Genomic DNA, 18803 nt, shown 5'->3' on the forward strand with positions numbered 1-18803 from the left:
GCCTAGCAGGCAATACCATGGCAGAAGACGTGTCATCGGTTCATGTGAGGATTGCCCGTGTCCACAACCAGCCCGGCTTCTGAGAACACCGCGCCCGCGACGGGCACCCCGCGCGTCAAGCGCGGCATGGCGGAGCAGCTCAAGGGCGGCGTGATCATGGACGTGGTCACCCCGGAGCAGGCGAAGATCGCCGAGGACGCCGGTGCCGTCGCCGTCATGGCGCTCGAGCGGGTGCCCGCCGACATCCGCGCCGAGGGCGGCATCTCCCGGATGAGCGACCCCGACATGATCGACGGGATCATCGCGGCGGTGTCCATCCCGGTCATGGCCAAGGCCCGCATCGGCCACTTCGTCGAGGCCCAGGTGCTGCAGTCGCTCGGCGTCGACTACATCGACGAGTCCGAGGTGCTGACCCCGGCCGACTACGCCCACCACATCGACAAGCACGCCTTCACCGTGCCGTTCGTGTGCGGCGCCACCAACCTCGGCGAGGCGCTCCGCCGCATCACCGAGGGCGCGGCGATGATCCGCTCCAAGGGCGAGGCGGGCACCGGCGACGTCTCCAACGCCACCACCCACATGCGCAAGATCCTCGGCGAGATCCGGGCCCTGGCGGCCCTGCGCGAGGACGAGCTCTACGTGGCGGCCAAGGAGCTCCAGGCCCCCTACGACCTGGTCGTCGAGGTCGCCCGCGCCGGCAGGCTGCCGGTGGTGATGTTCACCGCCGGCGGCATCGCCACCCCCGCCGACGCCGCGATGATGATGCAGCTCGGCGCCGAGGGCGTGTTCGTCGGCTCGGGCATCTTCAAGTCCGGCAACCCGGCCCAGCGCGCCGAGGCGATCGTGAAGGCCACCACCTTCCACGACGACCCCGACGTCATCGCCAAGGTGTCGCGCGGGCTCGGCGAGGCCATGGTCGGCATCAACGTCGCCTCCCTCGGCGAGGACCAGAAGTTCGCGCACCGCGGCTGGTGAACCGCCCGCCGTCCGCGCCCCGGCCGGGCGCGGACGGCCCGGCCCGGTGGCCGGCCGGTCACTTTCCACCGCCCCTGCACACCGCGCCGTTTTCGGTTTACGCTGGCGGCGCGGCCGATCGGGGGGCGGGCTCCCGCGCAGCGTCCGGCCGGGGGAGGGGACGAGATGGCGTGGTCGGTCGCGCTCGCCTGCGCGAGTTCCGGTGAGCCCGGCGCGGTCTTCCGCCCCGGCCTGGCCCCCGACCCCGGCGCCGCCGGGGCCCTCGCCCGGCGGCTGACCCCCGGCCGCACCGTCACCGAGATCGGCGACACCGTCCTGGACTTCGCGCTCTGGCCCTACGCCGACGAGCTGTTCGTCGGCGCCTTCGGCGGCGCGCTGCTGGTCTGCGACCGGCGTCTCGCCGGCCTGGACGACGACGCCCGCCGCGTCGCCGACACCACCGCGGCCGCGCTGCCCGGCGCCCGCTGCGGCGTGCTCGTCCTGCACGGCGTGCAGCCCGGCTGCTGGTTCCGCTGGTACGAGGCGGGCGAGCCGCGCCGGGAGGTGCTGGTCACCGCCGCGGACGGCGTCGTGATCGACCAGGGCGACCGGCTGCCCGCCGAGGCGCCCTTCTGGAAGACCATCGACGAGGGCGGCGGCGACGTCCCGCTGCCCTTCGCCGCCGAGGACTTCGGGCTCGCGCTCGCCGAGGCCCACATGTTCGGGCGCGGCATCGCCGAGCGCGGCGACGACGGCTTCCTGGCGCTGGAGCTCCCGCTCCGGCGCTTCACGATGTCCTGACCGCCCCGGTCCGGGGGCGGCCGGGAAGAACACCCCGTTCCGCGGGCGTTGAACCCTGTACCCGGGGCGGTGCCCCGCCCCCGGGCGCGTCCCGCGCCGAGCCATCCGGAAGGTCCCACGTGATCGCTGTGCCCACCATCGGAGTCCTCGCCCTGCAAGGCGACGTGCGCGAGCACCTGCGCGCGCTGGAGTCGGCGGGCGCCCGCACGCTCACGGTGCGGCGGCCCGAGGAGCTGGAGCGGGCGGACGGCCTGGTCATCCCCGGCGGCGAGTCCACCACGATGGGCAAGCTCGCGCGCGCCTTCGACCTGCTGGATCCCCTGCGCAAGCGCGTCGAGGGCGGCCTGCCGGTGTACGGCTCGTGCGCCGGCATGATCATGCTGGCGGACCGGATCGAGGACGGCATCGCCGGCCAGGAGACCGTCGGCGGCATCGACATGACGGTGCGCCGCAACGCCTTCGGCCGCCAGGTGGACTCCTTCGAGTCCACCGTCCGGCTGGCGGGCATGGGGGACACGCCGTTCGACGCCGTGTTCATCCGCGCACCCTGGGTGGAGAGCGTCGGCGCGGGGGTCCAGGTGCTCGGTCGTGCCGAGAGCGGGCCGGACGCCGATAGGATCGTCGCCGTCCGTCAAGGCCGCCTGCTGGCGACCGCGTTCCACCCCGAGCTGACGGGCGACTTCCGCGTGCACCACTACTTCGCCGATCTGGTGCGCCGGGCGACGGATCAGGAGGATTAACGCATGTCCGGCCATTCCAAATGGGCGACGACCAAGCACAAGAAGGCCGCGCTGGACGCCAAGCGCGGCAAGCTGTTCGCCAAGCTGATCAAGAACATCGAGGTCGCGGCCCGCACCGGCGGCGGCGACCCCGACGCCAACCCGACGCTCTACGACGCCATCTACAAGGCGAAGAAGAGCTCGGTGCCGAACGACAACATCGAGCGCGCGCGCAAGCGCGGCGCCGGTGAGGAGGCGGGCGGCGCCGACTGGCAGAACATCACCTACGAGGGCTACGCCCCCGGCGGCGTCGCGGTGCTCATCGAGTGCCTCACCGACAACCGCAACCGGGCCGCCTCGGAGGTGCGCGTCGCGCTCACCCGCAACGGCGGCACGCTCGCCGACCCGGGCTCGGTGTCCTACATGTTCAACCGCAAGGGCGTCGTCGTGGTCCCGAAGGCCGGCACCAGCGAGGACGACGTCATGATGGCGGTCCTGGACGCCGGCGCCGAGGAGGTCAACGACATCGGCGAGGAGTTCGAGGTCGTGTCCGAGGCGGGCGACCTGCTCGGCGTCCGCAAGGCGCTGCAGGACGCCGGCATCGACTACGAGTCGGCCGAGAGCAAGTTCCTGCCGACCTCGACCGTCGAGCTCGACGAGGACAACGCCCGCAAGGTGTTCCGCCTGCTGGACGCGCTGGAGGACTCCGACGACGTCCAGGAGGTCTACGCCAACTTCGACGTCAGCGACGAGGTCATGGCGAGCATCGACGCTTGATCGTCGGCTCCGGTCCCGCCCCGCCCCCCGCCGCGGGGGGCGGGGCGGACCTGTTCCGATCTGCACTAACGTGCAGATCATGGACATCCGGCCGCTGACCCCCGACGACTCTCCCGCCGCCCTCGACGCCGCCGCCCGCGCCTTCGGGCACCCGCCCGCCCCCCACGAGGGGGCGGTACGGGCCAGGCTGTCGGACGCGGTGGCGGCCGGGCGCCAGTTCGGGGCGTTCGACGGCGGCCGCCTCGTCGGCACCTCGCGCGTGTACGGCATGCGCCAGTGGTGGCACGGGCGCGCGGTGTCCCTCGGCGGCGTCACCAACATCACCGTGGCGCCCGAGGAGCGCGGCCGCGGCGTCGGGCGGGCCGTCGTCACCGACGCGCTGCACCGCTGCGCCGGGCTGGGCCACGCCCTGGCGATGCTGTACCCGGCGACCACCCCGCTCTACCGGAGCCTCGGCTGGGAGCACGCCGGCGCGCAGGCCCAGGTCACGCTGCGGGCCGAGGCGCTGCGGACGCTGGCGGCCGCGCCGGTCCCGGTCCGGCGGGCCGGCCCGGACGACGCCGCCGAGGTCGCCGCGACCATCGCCCGCGTGCACGAGGAGGCCGGCGACGCGGGGCCGCTCGACCTCGGCGCGGACGCCTGGCGGATCGCGCTCGGCCAGGAGGGCCGCTTCCACTACCTGGCGGGCGACGGTTTCCTGTCCTACGGCTGGGCGGACGGCTACGGGCCCGAGGGCGACGGGACGTTGCAGGTCCACCGGGCCGTCGCGGGCTCGCAGGAGACCCTGCGGGCCCTCTGGGCCGTCGTCGGCTCCGGCTCCTCCACCGCCTCGACTGTCAAGGCCGTCGTCGGCGCCCACGACCCCGTCCTGTGGGCGCTGCGCGAGCGCACCGGCGACACCCTGCGCCAGGAGCGCTGGATGCTGCGCGTCGTGGACGTCCCGGCGGCCCTGTCCGGGCGGGGCTACCCGGCCTGCCTGGAGACCGCCGTCACCCTGGCCGTGCAGGACCCGCAGCTGCCCGCCAACACCGGGACCTGGCGGCTCACGGTCAAGGACGGCGAGGGGCGGGTCGAGGAGGCCGGGCCGGGCGCGTCCGCCGTCCGCCTCACCCCGAACGCCCTGGCCGCCCTGTACGCGGGCGTCCCGGTCACCACGCTGGTCAGGGCCGGGATCCTGGACGCCGCCGAGGCCGCGGCCGCCGCCCCGCTCGGCGCCGTCTTCGCCGCCGACGCTTATTCGCTGGACTTCTTCTAGGCGGCCCTGGAACGGTCGGACCCCATGGAACTGAGCCCCCTCACCTCCGAGACCTACGACGACGTCCGCGACCTGCTCACCCGGTCCTTCGAGCCGATCAGCGACGAGCGGTGGGCCCGCAAGACCCGCCACGCCCGGTACCGGCTGGCCGCCGGCCGCGACCTCGCCGGGCGCGAGAACGGCCGCGCGGTCGCCACCTCGGCCCTGTGGGACATGGACCAGTGGTGGGGCGGCCGCCCGGTGTCGATGGGCGGCGTCGCCGCCGTCGCGGTCGCGCCCGAGGCGCGCGGCCGCGGCCTCGGCAAGCGGCTGATGGCCGCGGTCCTGGAACAGTGCGTCGACCTCGGGCACGCCGTCTCCGCGCTGTTCCCGGCCACCACGCCGCTCTACCGCGCCCTCGGCTGGGAGCACGCCGGCTCCGACGACTGGGCCGAGTTCCCGGCCGAGGCCCTGCGCGGGCTCGGCGGCGGCGCGGCCGTGGACGTCCGTCCGATCGGCCCCGAGGACGTCGAGGAGGCCCTCGCGGTCCTGCGCGCCGTCTACCGCGACAACAGGCTGCTCGGCGCCGTGGACCGCAAGGCCGACGGCCTGCGGTTCTACCTGGACGTGCCGGGGGAGTACCACTACCTGGCCCCCGACGGGCTGCTCACCTACCGCTGGGCGGGCGAGGAGCGGCTGGAGGTCGTCCGCCTGCTCGCCGGCTCGGAGGCCACCCTGCGGGCGCTCTGGGCGCTGGTCGGGTCCGGCTCGTCCACCGCGCGCACCGTCCGCGCCCGCCTCGGCGCCCACGACCCGCTGCTCTGGGCGCTGCGCGAGCGGCACCCGGTGACGGTGCAACGCGACCCGTGGATGCTGCGGCTGGTGGACGCCCCGGCCGCCGTCGCCGCCCGCGGCTACCCCAACGGCGTGACCGCCGAGGTCCCGCTCCGCGTCGAGGACCCGCACCTGCCCGCCAACACCGGCTCCTGGACGCTGTCCGTGGCGGGCGGGGAGGGCCGCCTGGAGCGCTCCCCGGAGCGCCCGGGGGCCGCCGAGGTCGGCCCGAACGGCCTCGCCGCCCTGTACGCGGGCGTGCCCGAGGGCACGCTGCGCCGGGCCGGGCTGCTGCGCGGGGGCCCGCTCGGCGCGCTCGGCGCCGCCTTCGCGGGCCAGGCGATCTCCCTGGAGCATTTCTGACCGGCCGGTCGCGCGCGACGCCGGAGCCCGCCTTCCGATAGCGTGGCGGCTGACCGAACAGATGATCGAAGGAGCGGTCCGTGCTGGTGATGGGCATCGACCCGGGCCTCACCCGCTGCGGCGTCGGCGTCGTCGAGGGCGCCCCCGGGCGGCCCCTCGGCCTCGTCCACGTCTCGGTGGTGCGGACCGGCCCGGACGAGCCGATCGAGCAGCGGCTGCTCGGCGTGGAGCGCGGCATCGAGGCCCTCATGGACGAGCTGCGGCCCGACGCCGTCGCCGTCGAGCGGGTCTTCGCCCAGCACAACGTGCGCACCGTCATGGGCACCGCGCAGGCCGCCGGCATCGCGATGCTGGCGGCGGCCCGGCGCGGCCTGCCGGTGGCGCTGCACACCCCGAGCGAGGCCAAGGCGGCGGTGACCGGCAACGGGCGCGCCGACAAGGCGCAGGTGACCATGATGGTGACCCGCCTGCTGCGGCTGGAGACGGCGCCGAAGCCCGCCGACGCCGCCGACGCGCTCGCCCTCGCCATCTGCCACGTGTGGCGGGGCGGCGCGCAGACGCGGCTCGCCAGGGCCCAGGCGCAGGCACGGTCGCACGCACAGGCACGGGCGCGCCTCGGCGCGCCGCGGACGGGAGGACTCGGGCAGTGATCGCCTTCGTCAGCGGCCAGGTCGCCGCGGCCGGGCCGGACGGGGCCGTGATCGACGTGCACGGCGTCGGCTACGCGGTGCAGTGCACCCCGGCCACTCTCGCCGGGCTGCGCGTCGGCGCCGACGCCAGGGTGCCGACCTCGCTCGTCGTCCGCGAGGACTCCATGACGCTGTTCGGGTTCGCCGACGACGACGAGCGCCAGGTGTTCGAGCTGCTCCAGACCGCCAGCGGCGTCGGCCCCCGCCTCGCCCTCGCGATGCTCGCCGTGCACAGCCCCGAGGCGCTCCGCCACGCCGTCGCCGCCGAGGACCTGAACGCCCTGGTCAAGGTGCCCGGCATCGGCAAGAAGGGCGCCCAGCGCATCGTCCTGGAGCTGAAGGACCGGCTCGGCGCCCCCTCCGGCGGCGCCCCCGAGACCCGCGCCCCGGCCCGCGCCGCCGCCTGGCGCGACCAGGTGTCGGCGGGCCTGATCAACCTCGGCTGGAACGTCCGCGACGCCGAGGCCGCCGTGGACGCCGTCGCCGCCGACCTGGACGGCGCCGACGTGCCGCCGGTGCCGGTGCTGCTGAAGGCCGCGCTGAAGAAGCTGTCCCGATGAGCGGGCACGACGACGGCCGCGGCGCCGAGGAGCGCCTCGTCTCGGGGGACGCCGCGAGCCCGGAGGAGGAGGTCATCGAGGCCGCGCTGCGGCCGAAGCAGCTCGACGACTTCATCGGCCAGGACCGCGTCCGCGAGCAGCTCTCGCTCGTCCTGCACAGCGCCCTGCGCCGCGGCCGCACCCCCGACCACGTCCTGCTGTCGGGCGGCCCCGGCCTCGGCAAGACCACCCTCGCCATGATCATCGCGGCCGAGCTGGGCCGCCCGCTGCGCATCTCCTCCGGCCCCGCGATCGAGCGGGCCGGCGACCTCGCCGCGATCCTGTCCACCCTCTCCGAGGGCGAGGTGCTGTTCCTGGACGAGATCCACCGGATGGCCCGCCCCGCCGAGGAGATGCTCTACATGGCGATGGAGGACTTCCGCGTCGACGTCGTCGTCGGCAAGGGCCCCGGCGCCACCGCCATCCCGCTGGACATCGCCCCCTTCACCCTGGTCGGGGCCACCACCCGGGCCGGCATGCTGCCCGGCCCGCTGCGCGACCGCTTCGGGTTCGTCGCCCACATGGACTTCTACGGCCCGGCGGAGCTGGAGGTGATCGTCCAGCGGTCGGCGCGGCTGCTGGACGTGCGGATCGACGACGACGCCGCCGCCGAGGTCGCCGGCCGCTCCCGGGGCACGCCCCGCATCGCCAACCGGCTGCTCCGCCGCGTCCGCGACTTCGCCGAGGTCCGCACCGGCGGCGAGGTCACCCGCGACTCCGCGCGGGCCGCCCTGAAGCTCTACGAGGTCGACGAGCGCGGCCTGGACCGCCTGGACCGCGCCGTCCTCGGCTCGCTGCTGCGCAAGTTCGGCGGCGGCCCGGTCGGCCTGTCCACGCTCGCGGTCTCGGTGGGCGAGGAGCCGGAGACCGTCGAGGTCGTCGCCGAGCCGTTCCTGGTCCGCCAGGGGCTGCTGGCCCGCACCCCGCGCGGCCGGATCGCCACCCCCGCCGCCTGGGCGCACCTCGGCCTCACCGCGCCCCCGACGGCGCCCCTCGCCGGCGCCCTGTTCGACCTGGACGAGCCGGGCACCGGCACCGACTAGGTGATCATCGGGTAACGGGTTGGGAACCTTCGCGGGCGCTCGCTCGTCACGTCGTTGCCGGGGTCTGGCGTAATCTCTAGACTCCGGGACTTGGTCACCGCCACCAGCCGTCCGCCCGCCGCGGACTCGGCCGCTCAGGCGATGGGCTGGGCAAACCCACATCGGAAGGATGCCCTTTCACGGGCAGCGACATGAATCTTGCGGCGCAGAATTCGGGAGGGAGTGGATCCATGACTATCTTGGTCCTGCTCGCGATGGTCTTGGTCTTCTATTTCCTGCTGATCCGCCCCCAGAACAAGCGGCGCCGGGAGCAGGTGGCGATGCAGAGCGCCATCGAGCCGGGCGCCAAGGTCATCACGACCGCGGGCATGCACGCCACCGTCGTGGAGACCGACGACGACGGCGTCGTGCTGGAGATCGCCCCGGGCGTCAACGCCCGCTTCCTCAAGCAGGCGATCATGCAGGTCGTCAAGGACGACGCGGACGCCGAGGACGACCTCACCGAGGACGACGACGCGGTGGACGACGACGCGGTGGAGCCGGCGGACGAGGCCGGCGACCGCGTCGAGCTGACCAAGGAGACCGGCCGGGACGCGGCCGCCGGTGCGACCGCCACGGGCGAGCCGGTCGAGCCGGTCGAGCCCGTCACCAGCGCGAAGGGCGCCGACAAGCCCTCGGCCTGACGCCGGCCGGCACCGACACTCCAAGACGGGAAGTATGACGACCAGTGGCTCCGCCTCGTAGCAATGTGCCCCGGCCAGGACGGACGCTCCTCGCGTTCTTCGTGGTCATGGCCGCTCTCATCGGTGTGATGTTCTTGCAGGGCAGCGCGACCCCCAAGCTGGGTCTGGACCTCGCCGGCGGGACGACGGTGACGCTCACCGCCAAGACCGAGAGCGGCAAGAACCCGCCGCAAGCCCAGATGGACCAGGCCGTGAAGATCATGACCCAGCGGGTCAACGGTCTGGGCGTGGCCGACGCCGAGGTCTCCAAGCAGGGCAGCAACAACATCGTCGTGAACGTGCCCGGTGAGGGGCAGGAGCGCGTCGTCAACATGATCGGCACGACGGCCAAGCTGCAGTTCCGGCAGGTCTACGCCGTCGCCGACGGCAAGCCCGCCGGCGCCACGGCCTCGCCGAGCCCGTCGGCGAGCGGCAGCGCCTCCCCGTCGCCCAAGGCGTCGTCCTCGGCCAAGGCGTCGCCCAAGGCGTCCGCCAAGCCCGCCGGGACCGCCACGCCGCGCGGCAGGGCCGCCGACAGGGCGCTCACCGCGCCGACGCCGAGCGCGAGCGCGTCGGCCAAGCCGTCGGCGAGCCCGAGCCCGTCGGCCAGCGCCCCGGCGGCCGGCGACGAGACGGTGCCGGGCGTCACCGACCCCGCGGTGGTCAAGCAGTTCGCCGAGCTGAACTGCTACACCGCCAACAACCTGGCCCCCGGCGCCAACGACCCGAACAAGAAGTGGGTCGCCGCCTGCGACCAGAAGGTCGAGAAGGGCGCCACCGCCAAGTACATCCTCGGCCCGGTGTCGGTCCTCGGCGAGGACGTCAAGAGCGCCTCGGCGATGCCGCCGGACCTGCAGAACGGCGGCTCGGCGAGCTGGTCGGTGAACCTGTCGTTCAACGGCCGCGGCGCCAAGGCGTTCGGCGACGTCACCGCCAAGGCCTACCAGGCGTACCAGGCCGACCCGACGTCCGCGCAGGGCCAGGTCGCGATCGTGCTGGACGGCCGGGTCGTGTCGGCGCCGAGCATCCAGCAGGGCGCGATCACCGGCGGCATCGCCAGCATCGACGGCTCGGTCGACAGCTTCACCCAGACCTACGCCACCGACCTGGCCAACGTGCTGAAGTTCGGCGCGCTGCCGCTGGAGTTCAGGCAGAGCTCCATCGACGAGGTGTCCTCCACCCTCGGCACCGACCAGCTGCGCGGCGGCATCATCGCCGGCGGCATCGGCCTCGTGCTGGTGGTGCTGTACTGCCTGCTGTACTACCGGGGCCTCGGCCTCGTCGCGGTGTCCTCGCTGCTGGTGGCGGGCGGCGTCACCTACGTGTCGGTGGTCGTGCTCGGCGAGAACATGGGCTTCCGGCTCTCGCTGCCGCACATCATCGGCCTCATCGTGTCGATCGGCATCACCGCGGACTCGTTCATCGTCTACTTCGAGCGGCTGCGGGACGAGATCAGGGCGGGCCGCAAGCTGCGGCCCTCGGTCGAGGTCGCCTGGAAGCGGGCGCGGCGCACCATCCTGGTCGCCGACGCGGTCACCTTCATCGCCTCGGCGGTGCTGTTCTTCCTCGCCGTCGGCGGCGTCAAGGGCTTCGCGTTCGCGATGGGCCTCACCACCCTGATCGACATCGTGGTGGTGTTCTTCTTCACCAAGCCGCTGGTCGCGCTGCTCGCGCGGACCTCCTTCTACGGCAAGGGGCACCCGATGTCGGGCCTCGACCCGCGCAAGCTCCACAAGGAACCGGCGGCGCCCCCCTCCGCCGGCCGACCGACCCGTCAGGAGGCGTGATGCTGGGCCTGCGCACCGCCGTCGGGCGCATCTTCCGGGGCGAGATCAGCGCCGACATCGTCGGCCGCCCCAAGATCTGGTACACCATCTCCGGCGTGCTGCTGATCCTGTCCATCGCCGGACTGCTGATCAAGGGCCTCACCCTCGGCGTGGAGTTCAAGGGCGGCGCGGTCTTCACCTTCGGCGCCCCGCACCACTCCATCGAGGAGGTGCGCGGCGCGGTGACGAGCGCCGGCCCGCACCAGGCCATCGTGCAGAAGGCCGGCGACGGCTGGCGGGTCACCACCGAGAGCCTGCCGTCGGCCGAGGTCACCAAGGTCAAGCAGTCGATCAGCGAGAAGCTGGACGTGTCCACCGACAAGGTCAGCACCCAGGTGGTCGGCCCGTCCTGGGGCGGTGAGATCCAGAGCAAGGCCTGGCAGGCGCTCGCCGTCTTCATGATCATCATCATCGCCTACCTGTCCATCGCCTTCGAGTGGCGGATGGCGGTGGCGGCGCTCGTCGCGCTGGTGCACGACCTGGTCATCACGGCGGGCGTGTACGCCTGGACGGGGTTCGAGGTGACGCCGGCGACGCTGCTCGGCTTCCTGACGATCCTCGGCTACTCGCTCTACGACGCGGTCGTGGTGTTCGACATGATCAAGGAGGTGACCAGGCCGCTCACCCCGGCCTCCCGGATCACCTACAGCGAGGCCGCCAACCAGGCGCTCAGCAGCACCCTGGTGCGGTCGCTGAACACCTCGCTGGTGGCGATCCTGCCGGTCGGCGCGATCCTGTTCATCGGCACCACGCTGTTCGGCGCGGGCACGCTCAAGGACCTGTCGCTGTCGCTGTTCGTCGGCATGATCGTCGGCACCTACTCCTCGATCTGCGTCGCCACGCCGCTGCTGGTGCAGCTGAAGGAGCGCGAGCCGCGGTTCCGCGAGCTGCGCGCCAACATCGCCCGCCGCGAGGCGAGCGCCAAGCGGCAGGCCAGGTCGGCCAAGGTCGGCGCCGCGCTCGGCGCCACCGCCGCGGGCGAGGAGCCGGTGGACGACGCGCCGGCGGGCGGCCCGGCCGCGGGCGCGGAGGACGGCCTGCCGTCCGGCGTGACGGTCCGCAAGGTCGTCCAGCAGGGGCCGCGCAACCAGCCCAAGCGGGGCACCCGCAACCAGCGCCGGAACACCAAGTAGTCTCGGACCGACCGTTCGACGGCCGCGTCCCCGCCTGATCGCGGGGCGCGGCCGTCGCCATGAGCAAGGAGCGACGCAGGCGTGGACCTCGACCGGCTGATCCAGGACCGGATCCGCGACATCCCGGACTACCCCAAGCCCGGCGTGGTGTTCAAGGACATCACCCCGCTGCTCGCCGACCACGTCGCGTTCGCCGGCGTCGTCGACACCATCGTCAACCACCACGGCCGCGGCACCGTCGACAAGATCGTGGGGATCGAGGCACGCGGGTTCATCCTGGCCGCGCCGGTGGCCTACCACTTCGGCGCGGGCTTCGTCCCGGTGCGGAAAAAGGGGAAGCTGCCCGCCGCCACCATCGAGGAGAACTATGATCTCGAGTACGGGACCGAGACGATCCAGATGCACACCGACGCGTTCGCGCCCGGCGAGCGGGTCCTGATCGTCGACGACGTGCTGGCGACCGGGGGGACCGCGGCGGCGGCCGCCGAGCTGGTGCGCCGGGGCGGCGGGCAGGTGGCCGGGATCTCGGTCCTGATCGAGCTGTCGTTCCTGCACGGCCGCGCCAAGCTGGGGAATCTGGACGTCCATTCGCTGGTTACGGTCTAGTACGAAAACGGCGCCGGATACACTGGCGGCATCAGCGGTCCGGTGGGGACGGGCGCTTCCCGCGGGACGGACCGTGGCACGCGCCCACGAGCGCTGAGGAGGCTGGGTGCCAGGTGAGGCGGTATCGACCGAAGCGGTGATCCAGGACGCGGCGCCCGGCGCCGCGCCCGGCGACGTCGCCGTGCCCGGGTCCGGGGGAGCGCCCGGCACCGGGACGCCCGCCGCGCCCGCCGACCCGGCCGCCTCCGGTCCCGCCGACGACACCGGCGGTGACGGCGCCGCCGGCACCGGTGACGTGCCCGCCGGCGCGACCGCCGACGACGCCGCCGGCGAGCCGGCCGAGGCCGCCGACCCGTCCCGGCCGTCCGCGGCCGCCATCCCACCGTCCGCCGCCCGGGTGCGCCGCAGGCTCGCCCGGCTCGGAGCACAGCGCGGGCCCACGATGAACCCGGTTCTGGAACCACTCAACAAGACGATCCGCAACACCCATCCGAAGGCCGACCTGCGGCTGATCGAGCGCGCCTACGACGTCGCGGCGCACTACCACCGCGACCAGAAGCGCAAGAGCGGCGACCCGTACATCACGCACCCGCTCGCCGTCGCCACCATCCTCGCCGAGCTCGGCATGAACACCGAGACGATCTGCGCGGCGCTGCTGCACGACACCGTCGAGGACACCCCGTACACCCTGGCCGAGCTGCGCGGCGACTTCGGCGACGAGATCGCCGCGCTGGTCGACGGCGTCACCAAGCTCGACAAGGTCAAGTACGGCGACGCCGCCGAGGCCGAGACCGTCCGCAAGATGGTCGTCGCCATGGCCCGCGACATCCGCGTCCTGGTGATCAAGCTGGCCGACCGGCTGCACAACATGCGCACGCTGCGGTACATGCCGCGGCACAAGCAGGAGAAGAAGGCCCGCGAGACGCTGGAGGTCTTCGCCCCGCTCGCGCACCGCCTCGGCATGAACACGCTGAAGTGGGAGCTGGAGGACCTGTCCTTCGCCACCCTGTACCCCAAGCGGTTCGACGAGATCGCCCGGCTGGTGTCCGAGCGCGCCCCGCGCCGCGACATCTTCCTCCAGGAGGTCATCGAGAACGTCTCGGCCGACCTGCGGGAGTCCAAGATCAAGGCGACCGTCACCGGCCGCCCCAAGCACTACTACTCCATCTACCAGAAGATGATCGCCCGCGACGTCGGGTTCGACGACATCTACGACCTGGTCGGCATCCGGGTCCTGGTGGACAGCGTCCGCGACTGCTACGCGGCCCTCGGCACGATCCACGCGCGGTGGAACCCGGTGCCCGGCCGGTTCAAGGACTACATCGCGATGCCGAAGTTCAACATGTACCAGTCGCTGCACACCACGGTGATCGGCCCCGAGGGCAAGCCGGTGGAGCTGCAGATCCGCACCTGGGGCATGCACCGCCGCGCCGAGTACGGCGTCGCCGCGCACTGGAAGTACAAGGAGGAGACGGTCGGCGGCCGCAAGGCGGCCGACATGCAGTGGCTCCGCCAGCTCCTGGACTGGCAGAAGGAGACCGCCGACCCGGCCGAGTTCCTGGAGTCGCTCCGCTTCGACCTGTCGGTGTCGGAGGTGTTCGTCTTCACGCCGAAGGGCGACGTGATGGCGCTCCCGCAGGGCGCCACCCCGGTCGACTTCGCCTACGCCATCCACACCGAGGTCGGGCACCGGTGCATCGGGGCGCGCGTCAACGGCCGCCTCGTCCCGCTGGAGTCCACCCTCGACAACGGCGACAGCGTCGAGGTGTTCACCTCCAAGTCGCCCGACGCGGGGCCGTCGCGCGACTGGCTGAACTTCGTCAAGTCGGCCCGCGCCCGCAACAAGATCAAGCACTGGTTCTCCAAGGAGCGCCGCGACACCGCGATCGAGTCCGGCAAGGACGCGATCGCCCGCGCGATGCGCAAGCAGAACATGCCGTTGCAGCGGATGATGTCGGGGGAGGCGCTGCTCGCCCTCGCCCGCGACATGCGCTACTCGGACGTGTCGTCGCTGTACGCGGCCGTCGGCGAGAACCAGGTGTCGGCGCAGACCGTCGTGCAGCGCCTGGTGGACGCCCTCGGCGGCGTGGAGAGCGCCGAGGAGGACCTCGCCGAGATCGCGCTGCCGACGCCGCGCAAGCGCAACCGGCCGTCCGCCGACCCGGGCGTCGTCGTCGCCGGCGACCCCGACGTGTGGGTGCGGCTGTCGCGGTGCTGCACGCCGGTGCCCGGCGACGACATCGTCGGGTTCGTCACCCGCGGCCACGGCGTGTCGGTGCACCGCAACGACTGCGCCAACGTGGCGAGCCTGAAGGCCCAGCCCGACCGGCTCATCGACGTCAAGTGGTCGCCCGGCGAGGACTCGGTGTTCCTCGTCGCGATCCAGGTCGAGGCGCTCGACCGGCCGCGGCTGCTGTCGGACGTCACCCGCGTCCTGTCCGACCAGCACGTCAACATCCTGTCGGCGTCGGTCACCACCACCCGCGACCGCGTCGCCGTCAGCCGCTTCACCTTCGAGATGGGCGACCCCAAGCACCTCGGGCACGTGCTGAAGGCCGTCCGGTCGATCGACGGCGTCTACGACGTCTACCGCGTCACCAGCGGCACCAACCGCTAGCCCGCGCGCACGGGAAAGGGCCGGCCCGCCGAAGCGGACCGGCCCTTTTCCGTGCGGGACGTCAGGAGTTGTCGACCGCGAGGCCGCCGGCGGTGGTGTCGGCGTTCTCGGCGGCGGCGTCCTCGTCCTCGGGGATCACGTCGACGCCCGCCTCCTTGCGCTGCTGCGCGGTGATCGGCGTCGGCGCCGACGTCAGCGGGTCGTAGCCGGACGCCGCCTTCGGGAAGGCGATGACGTCGCGGATCGAGTCCGAGCCGGTGAGCAGCATGACGACGCGGTCCCAGCCGAAGGCGATGCCGCCGTGCGGCGGCGGGCCGAACTTGAACGCCTCCAGCAGGAACCCGAACTGCGACTCGGCCTGCTGCTTGGACAGGCCGAGCACGTCGAACACCCGCTGCTGCATCTCGGCGCGGTGGATGCGGATCGAGCCGCCGCCGATCTCGTTGCCGTTGCAGACGATGTCGTAGGCGTTGGCGAGCGCCGCGCCCGGGTCGTCCTGGAAGTCGGCCGCGTGCTCGGGCTTCGGCGCGGTGAAGGGGTGGTGCACCGCGGTCCAGCCGATCCGCTCGCCCTTGTCGTCCTCGACGGGCTCGAACACCGGGGCGTCCACGACCCAGCAGAACGCCCAGGCGTCCCGGTCGATGAGGTCGCAGCGGCGGCCGATCTCCAGCCGGGCCGCGCCGAGCAGCTCGCGGGTGGCGTGCGGGCGGCCCGCGCCGAAGAAGACGGCGTCGCCGGGGCCGGCGCCGGTCGCGGCGGCGAGGCCCGCCTTCTCCTCGTCCGACAGGTTCTTGGCGACCGGGCCGCCGAGCGCGCCGTCCTCGCCGACGAGGACGTAGGCGAGGCCGCGGGCGCCGCGCGCCTTCGCCCAGTCCTGCCAGGCGTCGAGCTCCTTGCGGGTCTGGGACGCGCCGCCGGGCATGACGACCGCGCCGACGTAGGGCGCCTGGAACACCCGGAAGGAGGTGCCGGAGAAGTAGGCGGTGAGGTCGGTCAGCTCCTGCCCGAACCGCAGGTCCGGCTTGTCGGAGCCGTAGCGGGCGAGGGCGTCGGCGTAGGTGATGTGCGGGATCTCGCCGATCTCGTGGCCGAGCAGCTCGCCCCACAGCGCGCGGACGAGGGCCTCGCCGACGGCGAGGACGTCGTCCTGCTCGACGAACGACATCTCGACGTCGATCTGGGTGAACTCCGGCTGCCGGTCGGCGCGGAAGTCCTCGTCGCGGTAGCAGCGGGCGATCTGGTAGTAGCGCTCCAGGCCGCCGACCATGAGGAGCTGCTTGAACAGCTGCGGCGACTGCGGCAGCGCGTACCAGTGACCGGGGCGGAGCCGCGCGGGCACGAGGAAGTCGCGGGCGCCCTCGGGGGTGGAGGCGGTCAGCGTCGGGGTCTCGACGTTGACGAAGCCGCGCTCGCCGAGCACCCGGTTGACGATCTGCGCGCCCTGCGAGCGGACCCGCACGGCCCGCGCGACGGACTCGCGGCGCAGGTCCAGGTAGCGGTAGCGGAGCCGGACCTCCTCGTTGACGTTGACGTCGCCCTCGATGGGGAACGGCAGCGGCGCCGACTCCGACAGCACCTCGATCTCGGTGGCGGCGACCTCGATGCCGCCGGTCGGCAGCTCGGGGTTCTCGTTGCCCTCGGGCCGGACCCGGACCTCGCCGGTGATCCGCACGCAGTACTCCGAGCGCAGGTCGTGCGCGGCCTCGTCCTCGCGGAACACCACCTGCGCCGAGCCGGAGGCGTCGCGCAGGTCGATGAAGGTGACGCCTCCGTGGTCGCGGCGGCGCGCGACCCAGCCGGCCAGCGTCACCTGCTGCCCGGCGTGCTCCGGGCGGAGCGTGCCCGCCTCGTGTGAGCGGATCATCGTGAAAGCCTTTCGGTCAGCGTCGGAACGATTGCGGTGAGCGGGACGGCGGTCTGCTCGCCGGTCGCCAGCTCCTTGACCTGCGCCTCGCCCGCCGCCAGGTCGCGCTCGCCGAGGATGACGGCGAAGCGGGCGCCCGAGCGGTCGGCGTCCTTCATGGCGCCCTTCAGCCGCTTGCCGCCGAAGGCGAGGTCGGCGGCGACGCCGGCCCGGCGCAGCTCGGCGACCAGCGCGAACACCCGCCGCCCGGCCTCCTCGCCGAGCGCGACGCCGAACACCTCGCAGCGCGGCGCGGCGTCGAAGGCGACGCCCTCGGCCTCCAGCGCCAGGATCGTGCGGTCCAGGCCGAGCCCGAAGCCGATGCCGGGCAGCTCGGGGCCGCCGATGTCCTCCGACAGGCCGTCGTAGCGGCCGCCGCCGCCGATGCCCGACTGGGCGCCGAGCAGCGGGTGGTCGAACTCGTAGGTGGTGCGGGTGTAGTAGTCCAGGCCGCGCACCAGCGTCGGGGTGTCCTCCCAGGCGATGCCGAGGTCGGCGAGCAGGGAGCGGACGGTGTCGTGGTGGGCCTTGCACGCGGCGCACAGGTGGTCGGCCATGAGCGGCGCCCCGGCGAGCTGCGCGCGGACGTGCGGGCGCTTGTCGTCCAGCACCCGCAGCGGGTTGATCTCGATGCGGGCGCGGGTGGCCTCGTCCAGGTCCAGGCCGCGCAGGAAGTCCTGCAGCAGGGCCCGGTAGGCGGGGCGGCACTCGCGGCAGCCGAGCGAGTTCAGCAGCAGCCGCACCCGCGTGAGGCCGAGCGAGCGGTACCAGCCCGCCGCGATCGCGATCGTCTCGGCGTCGACCTGCGGGTCCTCGCTGCCGATCGCCTCCAGGTCGAGCTGGTAGAACTGCCGGTAGCGGCCGGCCTGGGGCGCCTCGGCGCGGAACGCCGGCCCGGTCGTCCACACCTTGACCGGCAGGCCGCCCTGGCGGTGCAGGTTGTGCTCCAGCACGGCGCGCAGCACCGAGGCGGTGAACTCCGGCCGCAGCGTCAGCGACCGGCCGCCGCGGTCCTCGAAGGTGTACATCTCCTTGCTGACGACGTCGGTGGACTCCCCGACGCCGCGCTTGAAGAGGTTGGTGTCCTCGAAGACCGGCAGCTCCAGGTAGCCGTATCCGGCCAGCCGGGCCTGCTCGGCGAACGCCGCGCGGACGGCCTGGAAGACCTCGGCCTGCGGCGGGACATACTCTTTGACCCCCTTGGGGGCCTGGAAGGTCGAACTCATGATCTTCGCTCAGAATCCCTTGTGCGGCCCGTCCGCCGGCGTGAGGTCCGCCAGGAACGGGTTGGTGGCGCGCTCGCGCCCGATGCTGGTCTGCGGGCCGTGGCCGGGCAGGACGGCGGTCTCGTCGGGGAGCGCCAGGCAGACCCGCGCCAGGCTGCGCAGGATCTCCTCGTAGGACCCGCCCGGCAGATCGGTGCGCCCGATGGACCCGGCGAACAGCAGGTCCCCGGTGAACATCACATCGGGGACGTCGCCGGCCGGCGGGGTGCGGAAGGTCACCGACCCGGGCGTATGGCCCGGCGCGTGGTCGACGGTGAAGCTGAGGCCGGCCAGCTCGATCGCCTCGCCGTCGGCGAGCTCGCGGACGTCGTCGGGCTCGGCCAGGGTGATCCCGCCGAACAGCTGCTGCCCCGCCTGCAGCGACAGGCCCTTGGCGGGGTCGGTCAGCAGGTCCCGGTCGTCCGGGTGGATGAAGGCGGGCACGTCCTTGGCGCCGCAGACGGGCGCCACCGACCAGACGTGGTCGATGTGGCCGTGGGTGAGCAGCACCGCGACCGGCTTCAGCCGGTGCTCGCGGAGGATCTCCTCGATCCCGGCCTCGGCGTTCTCGCCCGGATCGACGATGACGCACTCCTCGCCGGCGGCGGGGGCCACGACGTAGCAGTTCGCGGCGAACGATCCAGCGGGGAACCCGGCGACGAGCACGGTCGTCCTTCCTTCGAGGCCAGCTGCGGTGCGACCGAGCGTACCGGCGCGG

At 73.2% G+C, this 18803-nt stretch carries 17 protein-coding genes; 14 read left to right on the forward strand and 3 right to left on the reverse strand.

Annotated elements, in window-relative coordinates:
- The first annotated feature begins 57 nt into the window (after positions 1-57).
- The 14 genes from pdxS to K1Y72_RS29510 all read left to right on the forward strand — a co-directional run bounded on the left by pdxS (position 58) and on the right by K1Y72_RS29510 (position 14917).
- On the forward strand, positions 58-975 hold the full coding sequence (gene pdxS / locus K1Y72_RS29445) for a pyridoxal 5'-phosphate synthase lyase subunit PdxS (RefSeq protein WP_220169762.1): 918 nt from the start codon (positions 58-60) through the stop codon (positions 973-975).
- Between the two features lie 165 nt (positions 976-1140).
- A complete protein-coding gene (locus K1Y72_RS29450) occupies positions 1141-1755 on the forward strand; it encodes a DUF6928 family protein (RefSeq protein ID WP_220169763.1) in 615 nt (204 codons plus the stop codon).
- Between the two features lie 119 nt (positions 1756-1874).
- Positions 1875-2495, forward strand: coding sequence for a pyridoxal 5'-phosphate synthase glutaminase subunit PdxT (gene pdxT / locus K1Y72_RS29455; protein WP_308287277.1), 621 nt, complete (start codon positions 1875-1877; stop codon positions 2493-2495).
- Between the two features lie 3 nt (positions 2496-2498).
- Positions 2499-3251, forward strand: coding sequence for a YebC/PmpR family DNA-binding transcriptional regulator (locus K1Y72_RS29460; protein WP_220169765.1), 753 nt, complete (start codon positions 2499-2501; stop codon positions 3249-3251).
- Between the two features lie 79 nt (positions 3252-3330).
- Positions 3331-4506: a GNAT family N-acetyltransferase gene (locus tag K1Y72_RS29465; RefSeq protein ID WP_220169766.1), complete on the forward strand. Its 1176-nt coding sequence runs from the start codon at positions 3331-3333 to the stop codon at positions 4504-4506.
- Between the two features lie 24 nt (positions 4507-4530).
- On the forward strand, positions 4531-5682 hold the full coding sequence (locus K1Y72_RS29470; protein WP_220169767.1) for a GNAT family N-acetyltransferase: 1152 nt from the start codon (positions 4531-4533) through the stop codon (positions 5680-5682).
- A gap of 80 nt (positions 5683-5762) precedes the next feature.
- Positions 5763-6332, forward strand: coding sequence for a crossover junction endodeoxyribonuclease RuvC (ruvC, locus tag K1Y72_RS29475; protein WP_220169768.1), 570 nt, complete (start codon positions 5763-5765; stop codon positions 6330-6332).
- Positions 6329-6931, forward strand: a complete 603-nt coding sequence (ruvA, locus tag K1Y72_RS29480; RefSeq protein ID WP_220169769.1) for a Holliday junction branch migration protein RuvA — start codon at positions 6329-6331, stop codon at positions 6929-6931. The genes ruvC and ruvA overlap by 4 nt, the downstream gene beginning before the upstream one ends.
- Positions 6928-8013: a Holliday junction branch migration DNA helicase RuvB gene (ruvB, locus tag K1Y72_RS29485; RefSeq protein ID WP_220169770.1), complete on the forward strand. Its 1086-nt coding sequence runs from the start codon at positions 6928-6930 to the stop codon at positions 8011-8013. The genes ruvA and ruvB overlap by 4 nt, the downstream gene beginning before the upstream one ends.
- A 230-nt stretch (positions 8014-8243) precedes the next feature.
- Entirely contained in the window at positions 8244-8696 is a 453-nt protein-coding gene (gene yajC, locus K1Y72_RS29490) for a preprotein translocase subunit YajC (RefSeq protein WP_258574097.1), read from the forward strand.
- Positions 8697-8824: 128 nt separating this feature from the next.
- Complete coding sequence (gene secD, locus K1Y72_RS29495; protein WP_220169772.1) at positions 8825-10522, forward strand: protein translocase subunit SecD; 1698 nt, start codon at positions 8825-8827, stop codon at positions 10520-10522.
- Positions 10522-11694: a protein translocase subunit SecF gene (gene secF / locus K1Y72_RS29500; protein ID WP_220169773.1), complete on the forward strand. Its 1173-nt coding sequence runs from the start codon at positions 10522-10524 to the stop codon at positions 11692-11694. The genes secD and secF overlap by 1 nt, the downstream gene beginning before the upstream one ends.
- 81 nt (positions 11695-11775) lie before the next feature.
- Entirely contained in the window at positions 11776-12300 is a 525-nt protein-coding gene (locus tag K1Y72_RS29505; protein WP_220169774.1) for an adenine phosphoribosyltransferase, read from the forward strand.
- A 106-nt stretch (positions 12301-12406) separates the two neighbouring features.
- Entirely contained in the window at positions 12407-14917 is a 2511-nt protein-coding gene (locus K1Y72_RS29510; RefSeq protein ID WP_372453034.1) for a RelA/SpoT family protein, read from the forward strand.
- Positions 14918-14978: 61 nt separating this feature from the next.
- Here the strand turns inward: K1Y72_RS29510 and aspS are convergent, their stop codons facing one another.
- The 3 genes from aspS to K1Y72_RS29525 are packed head-to-tail and all read right to left on the reverse strand — an operon-like array spanning position 14979 to position 18751.
- Complete coding sequence (gene aspS, locus K1Y72_RS29515) at positions 14979-16781, reverse strand: aspartate--tRNA ligase (protein WP_220169775.1); 1803 nt, start codon at positions 16779-16781, stop codon at positions 14979-14981.
- Positions 16778-18046 carry a histidine--tRNA ligase gene (gene hisS, locus K1Y72_RS29520; protein WP_220169776.1) on the reverse strand — a complete coding sequence of 423 codons (1269 nt, stop codon included), beginning with the start codon at positions 18044-18046 and terminating at the stop codon, positions 16778-16780. The genes aspS and hisS overlap by 4 nt, the downstream gene beginning before the upstream one ends.
- A 9-nt stretch (positions 18047-18055) precedes the next feature.
- On the reverse strand, positions 18056-18751 hold the full coding sequence (locus K1Y72_RS29525) for an MBL fold metallo-hydrolase (RefSeq protein WP_220169777.1): 696 nt from the start codon (positions 18749-18751) through the stop codon (positions 18056-18058).
- Positions 18752-18803 lie beyond the last annotated feature (52 nt).

This window comes from Actinomadura parmotrematis (assembly GCF_019458805.1).
In the GTDB taxonomy this organism is placed as follows: Bacteria; Actinomycetota; Actinomycetes; order Streptosporangiales; family Streptosporangiaceae; genus Spirillospora; species Spirillospora parmotrematis.